The sequence below is a fragment of the Streptomyces glaucescens genome, from assembly GCF_002154375.1.
In the GTDB taxonomy this organism is placed as follows: domain Bacteria; phylum Actinomycetota; class Actinomycetes; order Streptomycetales; family Streptomycetaceae; genus Streptomyces; species Streptomyces glaucescens.
This window is the reverse complement of sequence record NZ_MUND01000081.1, coordinates 1-8,014: the sequence shown is the minus strand read 5'-3', so window position 1 is coordinate 8,014 and position 8,014 is coordinate 1. Positions and strand designations below refer to the sequence as shown.

8 protein-coding genes and 1 riboswitch are annotated in these 8,014 nt (G+C 69.5%); all 8 genes read left to right on the top strand.

The window, feature by feature from the left end:
- The first annotated feature begins 379 nt into the window (after positions 1 to 379).
- Positions 380 to 1,297, top strand: coding sequence for a 30S ribosomal protein S2 (rpsB, locus tag CCN42_RS06370; RefSeq protein WP_086733623.1), 918 nt, complete (start codon positions 380 to 382; stop codon positions 1,295 to 1,297).
- Positions 1,298 to 1,468: 171 nt separating this feature from the next.
- Entirely contained in the window at positions 1,469 to 2,305 is an 837-nt protein-coding gene (tsf, locus tag CCN42_RS06365; protein WP_086172028.1) for a translation elongation factor Ts, read from the top strand.
- A gap of 192 nt (positions 2,306 to 2,497) precedes the next feature.
- Positions 2,498 to 3,256 carry a UMP kinase gene (pyrH, locus tag CCN42_RS06360; RefSeq protein ID WP_043504431.1) on the top strand — a complete coding sequence of 253 codons (759 nt, stop codon included), beginning with the start codon at positions 2,498 to 2,500 and terminating at the stop codon, positions 3,254 to 3,256.
- A gap of 144 nt (positions 3,257 to 3,400) precedes the next feature.
- Positions 3,401 to 3,958, top strand: a complete 558-nt coding sequence (gene frr / locus CCN42_RS06355) for a ribosome recycling factor (protein ID WP_043506945.1) — start codon at positions 3,401 to 3,403, stop codon at positions 3,956 to 3,958.
- Positions 3,958 to 5,166, top strand: coding sequence for a phosphatidate cytidylyltransferase (locus CCN42_RS06350; protein WP_086733621.1), 1,209 nt, complete (start codon positions 3,958 to 3,960; stop codon positions 5,164 to 5,166). Before frr ends, CCN42_RS06350 begins: the two co-directional genes overlap by 1 nt.
- Positions 5,167 to 5,305: 139 nt before the next feature.
- On the top strand, positions 5,306 to 5,755 hold the full coding sequence (locus tag CCN42_RS06345; protein WP_086733619.1) for an SRPBCC family protein: 450 nt from the start codon (positions 5,306 to 5,308) through the stop codon (positions 5,753 to 5,755).
- Between the two features lie 209 nt (positions 5,756 to 5,964).
- Complete coding sequence (rlmN, locus tag CCN42_RS06340) at positions 5,965 to 7,077, top strand: dual-specificity RNA methyltransferase RlmN (RefSeq protein WP_245877172.1); 1,113 nt, start codon at positions 5,965 to 5,967, stop codon at positions 7,075 to 7,077.
- 41 nt (positions 7,078 to 7,118) lie between these two features.
- Positions 7,119 to 7,225: riboswitch (TPP riboswitch) on the top strand.
- Positions 7,226 to 7,313: 88 nt separating this feature from the next.
- Positions 7,314 to 8,014: thiamine ABC transporter substrate-binding protein (locus CCN42_RS06335; RefSeq protein WP_143661861.1), on the top strand; the 701-nt coding region annotated here is incomplete at its 3' end.

Sequence of the window (8,014 nt, the reverse complement as noted above, 5' to 3'; positions counted from 1 at the left end):
CTGGGGCTGCTGCTGACGGCGTGCCGAGGGGCCCGCCGTCAGCAGCAGCCCCAGCAGGACCGCCCGCACCGGGTGCAGGTATCGCTTCGCTCGCATGCCCGAACCGTCCCGCAGACCCGCGCGTCACGGCCCGGACCTGTGGACCGCTCCGCGGTTGTGGACAGCGGCGTCACCCGGGGCTCCGGCCGTCCCGTACACTTCTGATGGCGATCCGGGTCACCGGGTCGACTTCGCACGCCCCGACACCGGGTGCCGGCATCGTCCGGAACCTCGGAGTCAGCGCCCCTCGGTCCTTCGTGGCAACGGCGCACTGCGGGCGTCAGGCGCGGGAGCCGTCCGGCATCCGCGGCACAACCGAGAAATTCAAGGAGAAACGGCCATGGCCGTCGTCACGATGCGGGAGCTGCTGGAGAGCGGCGTCCACTTCGGTCACCAGACCCGTCGTTGGAACCCGAAGATGAAGCGCTTCATCTTCACGGAGCGCAACGGCATCTACATCATCGACCTGCTCCAGTCGCTGTCGTACATCGACCGCGCCTACGAGTTCGTCAAGGAGACCGTCGCCCACGGCGGCACGGTCATGTTCGTCGGCACGAAGAAGCAGGCGCAGGAGGCCATCGCCGAGCAGGCCACCCGCGTCGGCATGCCTTACGTCAACCAGCGCTGGCTGGGCGGCATGCTCACCAACTTCTCGACCGTCTACAAGCGTCTGCAGCGCCTGAAGGAGCTGGAGCAGATCGACTTCGAGGACGTCGCGTCCTCCGGTCTGACCAAGAAGGAGCTGCTGGTCCTCTCGCGCGAGAAGGCCAAGCTGGAGAAGACCCTCGGCGGTATCCGCGAGATGCAGAAGGTGCCCAGCGCCGTCTGGATCGTGGACACCAAGAAGGAGCACATCGCCGTTGGTGAGGCCCGGAAGCTGAACATTCCGGTCGTCGCGATCCTCGACACCAACTGCGACCCCGACGAGGTCGACTACAAGATCCCGGGCAACGACGACGCGATCCGCTCCGTCACCCTGCTCACCCGTGTGATCGCCGACGCCGTCGCCGAGGGCCTCATCGCCCGTTCCGGCGTCGCCACCGGTGAGAAGGGCGAGAAGGCCGCGGGCGAGCCGCTCGCCGAGTGGGAGCGCGACCTGCTCGAGGGCGAGAAGAAGGCGGAGACCGAGGAGGCTGCCCCGGCCGCCGCCGAGGCCCCGGCCGCCGAGGCCACCGAGGCTCCGGCCGAGGAGGCCGCCGAGGCTCCGGCCGCCGAGGCCACCGAGGCTCCGGCCGCCGCCGAGGGCGAGCAGGCCTGACCGTCAGCGTCAGCCGTTGACGGCGGGAGCGGTACTGCAGAGCGCCTCTGGCGCCGTCAAGTCCGCTCCCGCCGTTCACCCGTAGGTCAGCGCAGCGTCCGCGATCGTCACCCGTATCGCGGACCGTGCAGATCTCCGATCCTCCAGACTTCGAGAAAGATTCACAGACTCATGGCGAACTACACCGCCGCCGACGTCAAGAAGCTCCGCGAGCTCACGGGCGCCGGCATGATGGACTGCAAGAAGGCGCTGGACGAGGCCGAGGGCAACGTCGAGAAGGCCGTCGAGGCGCTGCGCATCAAGGGCCAGAAGGGCGTCGCCAAGCGTGAGGGCCGCTCCGCCGAGAACGGCGCCGTGGTCTCGATCATCGCCGACGACAACTCCTCCGGTGTCCTCGTCGAGCTGAAGTGCGAGACGGACTTCGTCGCCAAGGGCGAGAAGTTCCAGGCCGTGGCCCAGGCCATCGCCGAGCACGTCGCCAAGACGAACCCGGCCGACCTGGAGGCCCTGCTCGCCTCCGAGATCGAGGCCGGCAAGACCGTCCAGGCGTTCGTGGACGAGGCCAACGCGAACCTGGGCGAGAAGATCGTCCTGGACCGCTTCGCGCAGTTCGCCGACGGCTTCGTGCTCGCCTACATGCACCGCACGATGCCCGACCTGCCCCCGCAGATCGGTGTCCTCGTCGAGCTCGACAAGCCGAACGCCGAGGTCGCCAAGGGCATCGCCCAGCACATCGCCGCCTTCGCGCCGAAGTACCTCTCCAAGGAGGACGTCCCGGCCGAGGTCGTCGAGTCCGAGCGCCGTATCGCCGAGGAGACCACCCGCGCCGAGGGCAAGCCCGAGGCCGCGATCGCCAAGATCGTCGAGGGTCGTGTCAACGGCTTCTTCAAGGACGCGACGCTGCTCGGCCAGCCGTACGCGCTCGACAACAAGAAGTCCGTCCAGAAGGTTCTGGACGAGGCCGGTGTCACCCTGAAGCGCTTCGCGCGTATCAAGGTCGGCATCTGAGTCCGTACCGCGACGGGTACTCGGTCCCGATAGGGTCGAGTGCGATCGTTCGCGGACGCCGCCACGCACACGCGCGTGGCGGGCGACAGCAGATCTGACGAGGAGGCCATTGCCGCGCATGGGATGCGAACGACACCCCACCGGCAATGGCCTTCTTCGTATGTGCAACACGTGAAAGAGGCGGGATCCCCCATGACGACCAAGGCCCAGAAGAGCGACGACGGCAAAGTGCCCGGCCGGTTTCTGCTGAAGCTGTCCGGAGAGGCCTTCTCCGGTGGCGGGGGCCTGGGCGTCGACCCCGACGTGGTGCACAAGATCGCCCGCGAGATCGCGTCCGTCGTCCGTGACGGAGCGCAGATCGCGGTCGTCATCGGCGGCGGCAACTTCTTCCGCGGCGCCGAACTCCAGCAGCGCGGCATGGACCGTGCCCGCTCCGACTACATGGGCATGCTCGGCACCGTGATGAACTGCCTCGCCCTCCAGGACTTCCTGGAGAAGGAGGGCATCGACAGCCGGGTCCAGACCGCCATCACCATGGGCCAGGTCGCCGAGCCGTACATTCCGCTGCGCGCCGTGCGCCACCTGGAGAAGGGCCGCGTGGTCATCTTCGGCGCCGGTATGGGCATGCCGTACTTCTCCACCGACACCACCGCCGCCCAGCGCGCCCTGGAGATCGACGCCGAGGCGCTGCTGATGGGCAAGAACGGAGTCGACGGGGTCTACGACTCCGACCCGAAGACCAACCCGGACGCCGTGAAGTTCGACGCGCTCGGTTACGGCGAGGTCATCACGCGCGACCTGAAGGTCGCCGACGCCACGGCCATCACGCTCTGCCGTGACAACCGGCTGCCGATCCTCGTCTTCGAGCTTCTGGCCGAGGGCAATATCGCCCGGGCCGTCAAGGGTGAGAAGATCGGCACGCTGGTGGGTGACCAGGGCAGCCGGAACTGACCGGTTGACCCGCGGAGCCCGGCCGGGGGATGGACAATGTCTCACCGGTCGGGAACCGTGCAGGAAGAAGACGCGACGCAGCCGGCCGCCGACCACAACACGTCGACCGCAGCCGGGCCTACTCAAGACACGCAGGAGCAAGTGGTGATCGAAGAGACCCTCCTCGAGGCCGAGGAGAAGATGGAGAAGGCCGTCGTGGTCGCCAAGGAGGACTTCGCCGCGATCCGCACCGGCCGTGCGCACCCGGCGATGTTCAACAAGATCGTGGCCGACTACTACGGCGCGCCGACGCCGATCAACCAGCTGGCCTCGTTCTCCGTGCCGGAGCCGCGCATGGCCGTCGTGACCCCGTTCGACAAGAGCGCGCTGCGCAACATCGAGCAGGCGATCCGCGACTCCGACCTGGGCGTCAACCCGAGCAACGACGGCAACATCATCCGAGTGGTGTTCCCGGAGCTGACCGAGGAGCGCCGCCGCGAGTACATCAAGGTCGCCAAGGGCAAGGGCGAGGACGCGAAGATCTCGATCCGCTCGGTGCGGCGCAAGGCCAAGGACGCCATCGACAAGCTGATCAAGGACGGCGAGATCGGCGAGGACGAGGGCCGGCGTGCGGAGAAGGAGCTCGACGACACCACCGCGAAGTACGTCGCCCAGGTGGACGAGCTCCTGAAGCACAAGGAAGCCGAACTGCTCGAGGTCTGATGAACGACTCTTCCTGGGGGACGCCGCAGACCGGGTACTGGGGGCCGTCCGACCAGGGGCCTGTCCAGGGGTCCGCCCCGGCGGGTCCCGCGTTCGACGCGCGGGACGCGCAGCAGACTCGGCCCATGCCCATCGTGCCCGACGGATCCGCACACGGCGGACACCAGGATGACCACCGGGGGGCCGCTCGGCCGAGCGGCCCGCTGTTCCGGGACGAGACCTACCGCGACCGCACGTTCCACGGTCAGACGTTCGGCGACCAGCCGTTCCATGACACGTTCCAGCACGAGACGTACCGCGACGAGAGCACGCCGGCGCGGCCCCACAGGGCGGCGTCGCAGAATCCGGATCCCATGCCCGACTCCCCGCAGCCGGCCCCCGCACCGCAGAAGAAGAGCGCGGGCCGGGATCTCGGTGCCGCGATAGGGGTCGGCGTCGGGCTCGGCGCGGTGATCGTCGCGTCGCTGTTCGTCGTCAAGGCCGTGTTCGTCGGCGTGGTCGCCGTCGCCGTGGTGGTCGGGCTGTGGGAGCTGACGAAGCGGCTGGAGGAGCGCAAGGGTATCCGCGCACCGCTGGTGCCGCTCGCGGTCGGCGGCGCCGCGATGGTGGTCGCCGGGTACGTCCGGGGAGCCGAGGGCGCGTGGGTGGCGATGGCGCTCACCGCGCTGGCGGTGCTGGTCTGGCGGATGACGGAGCCGCCGGAGGGCTATCTGAAGGACGTCACGGCCGGAGTCTTCGCCGCGTTCTACGTGCCGTTCCTGGCCACGTTCGTCGCGATGATGCTGAAGGCCGAGGACGGGCCGTGGCGGGTGCTGACGTTCCTGCTGCTGACCGTGGTCAGCGACACCGGGGCGTACGCCGTCGGCTGGCGGTTCGGCAAGCACAAGCTGGCGCCGCGGATCAGCCCCGGCAAGACCCGCGAGGGCCTGGTGGGCGCGGTGGCGTTCGCGATGGCCGCGGGCGCGCTGTGCATGGAGTTCCTGGTGGACGGCGGGGCCTGGTGGCACGGGCTGCTGCTGGGGCTGGCGGTCGCGGCCAGCGCCACGCTGGGCGACCTCGGCGAGTCCATGATCAAGCGGGACCTCGGGATCAAGGACATGGGCACCCTGCTGCCGGGACACGGCGGCATCATGGACCGGCTGGACTCGCTGCTGCCGACCGCGCCGGTGGTGTGGCTGCTGCTGGTGGTCTTCGTCGGGAGCGGCTGACCGGCCGCGCACCGGCAGACGTGAAGCCCCCCGCCCCTCCGGGCGGGGGGCTTCACGTTCGCGCGCCGTGGCCCCCGGTCCGGGAGAGTGGGACGATGCCGGTGTACGTCCTGTGGGGGGCCGCACCCAAGGGGGCGCCATGACCGTCATCCGACGATCCGTCGTCGTGGACCGCAGACCCGAGGACGTCTGCGCGTACGTGCTGGACGCGTCCCGCCTGCCGGAGTGGCAGGCGAGCGCCGTGACCGCCGAACGTCTCGACACCGGGCCGCCGCACATCGGCTCCCGCACCCGGGTCGTCCGGCGCGTGGGCAGCCGTGAGGTGCCCATGACGATGGAGATCACCGACTACAACCCGCCGTACAGCTGGTCGATGCGCGGAGTCGACGGGCCCGTCCGCGGTCTCCTCCGCGGCGAGATCGAACCGCTGGACGAGGGCCGCCGCTCCCGGGTCACGCTGGAGCTGGACTTCGACAGCCACGGCATCGGGAAGGTGCTGGTGCCCCTCGTGGTCCGTCCGACGGCCCGCAAGGAGATGCCGATCAACGAGCGCAGGCTGAAGGACCGCCTGGAGAGCGGCGCGGCGTAACCGTGCGCCGGCCCCCGCTTCGGCCCCGGCCGGGCTTGACGGCGAGCAGGTACCCTGGAAGGGCTCGTGGCCCCGCCGCGGGCCCTTCCGTCGCTCCCGCCTCGCCGCGGGGGTCGTCCCGAGAGGTCTCCTGGCTCCGGCACCGTCCTGCCGTGGTCCCCGCCCCGCGGGGGTGCCAGGCCTCGCCCGTCATGAGGAGTCGTCCGACCGTGGCACGCCCAGTTCCCGGTGAGCTCACCTTCGTCGCCCCGCGCGGAGCCAAGAAGCCGCCGCGGCACCTCGCCGATCTCACGCCCGCGGAGCGGAAGGACGCCGTCGCCGAGATCGGCGAGAAGCCGTTCCGTGCCAAGCAGCTCTCGCAGCACTACTTCGCGCGGTACGCGCACGACCCGGAGCAGTGGACCGACATCCCGGCCGGTTCCCGCGACAAGCTGCGCGAGGCGCTGTTCCCGGACCTGATGACGGTCGTACGGCATCTGTCGACCGACGAGGGCGCCACCCGCAAGACGCTGTGGCGGCTTTTCGACGGCACCCTCGTGGAGTCGGTGCTCATGCGCTACCCGGACCGGGTGACCATGTGCATCAGCTCCCAGGCGGGTTGCGGGATGAACTGCCCGTTCTGCGCGACGGGGCAGGCGGGCCTGGACCGGAATCTGTCCACCGCCGAGATCGTCCACCAGATCGTGGACGGCATGCGGGCGCTGCGTGACGGCGAGGTGCCGGGCGGGCCCGCGCGGCTGTCGAACATCGTCTTCATGGGGATGGGTGAGCCGCTCGCCAACTACAAGCGGGTGGTCGGCGCCATCCGCGCCCTCACCGACCCCGCCCCCGACGGTCTGGGCCTGTCGCAGCGCGGCATCACCGTGTCGACGGTCGGGCTGGTCCCGGCGATCCACCGGTTCGCCGACGAGGGCTTCAAGTGCCGGCTGGCGATCTCGCTGCACGCGCCCGACGACGAGCTGCGCGACACGCTCGTCCCGGTCAACACCCGGTGGAAGGTGCGCGAGGTCCTGGACGCCGGGTTCGACTACGTCGAGAAGTCCGGGCGCCGGCTGTCCATCGAGTACGCGCTGATCCGGGACATCAACGACCAGGCATGGCGCGGTGACCGGCTGGGCCGGCTGCTCAAGGGCAGGCCGGTGCATGTCAATCTGATCCCGCTGAACCCGACGCCGGGGTCGAAGTGGACCGCCTCCCGGCCCGAGGACGAGAAGGCGTTCGTCGAGGCCATCGCCGCCCATGGTGTGCCGGTGACGATCCGGGACACCCGTGGTCAGGAGATCGACGGGGCGTGTGGTCAGCTCGCCGCCACCGAGAGGTAGTCTGACCGCCGTCACGACAACTCCATCATCCGAACATCTGCATATTCCGACAGGGGAGCGCCACAGCGCTGAGAGTGCGGCACCCGGCCGCAGACCCTCCGAACCTGGCCCAGGTCATTCTGGGTAGGGAGATCGGTCACCACTCGAGCTGTTGCGCCCTGCCCGGGAGCCCCCGGATCGCTCCGGAAGGTCCCGGGCAGGGCCGCGTCTCTTCCTGGTCAGCCCAGGAGGAATCAGTGAGCATCACCAAGAAGGCCACGATCGTGGCCGTCGGGCTGGGCCTGGTCACGCTGTCCGCGTGCGGGTCGTCCGACGGCGACCAGGCGTCCGGCGGCGACTCCAGGACCGTCACGCTGGTCAGCCACAACTCGTGGGCCGTCTCGAAGGGCGTCCTCGCCGCCTTCGAGAAGCAGTCCGGCTACAAGGTCCGGGTCCTGGAGGACGGCGACGCCGGGCAGGCCGTCAACAAGGCGATCCTGACCAAGGACAACCCGCAGGGCGACGTCTTCTTCGGCGTCGACAACACCCTGCTGTCCCGCGCCCTCGACAACGGCCTGTTCCAGTCGTACGAGCCGAAGGGCTCCGACCTGGTGCTGCCCGAGTACCGCGCCGACCAGGACGAGCACCGGGTCACGCCCGTCGACACCGGCGACATCTGCGTCAACTACGACAAGGCGTACTTCAGCGAGCACAAGCTGACCCCGCCGGACTCCCTCGACGACCTGATCGAGCCGGCGTACAAGAACCTGCTGGTCACCGAGAACCCCGCCACCTCCTCGCCGGGCCTCGGCTTCCTGCTCGGCACCGCCGCGAAGTACGGCGACGACGGCTGGGCGGACTACTGGAAGAAGCTGAAGGCCAACGGCGTGAAGGTGGTCGACGGCTGGGAGCAGGCCTACAACGAGGAGTTCTCGGGCTCCGCGGGCGGCAGGAAGGC

Excerpts from the sequence above, each read along its gene's own strand:
- CCN42_RS06350 (WP_086733621.1), top strand. The coding sequence starts at position 3,958 with ATGAACGACTCTTCCTGGGGGACGCCGCAGACCGGGTACTGGGGGCCG.
- tsf (WP_086172028.1), top strand. The coding sequence starts at position 1,469 with ATGGCGAACTACACCGCCGCCGACGTCAAGAAGCTCCGCGAGCTCACG.
- pyrH (WP_043504431.1), top strand. The coding sequence starts at position 2,498 with ATGACGACCAAGGCCCAGAAGAGCGACGACGGCAAAGTGCCCGGCCGG.
- rpsB (WP_086733623.1), top strand. The coding sequence starts at position 380 with ATGGCCGTCGTCACGATGCGGGAGCTGCTGGAGAGCGGCGTCCACTTC.
- CCN42_RS06345 (WP_086733619.1), top strand. The coding sequence starts at position 5,306 with ATGACCGTCATCCGACGATCCGTCGTCGTGGACCGCAGACCCGAGGAC.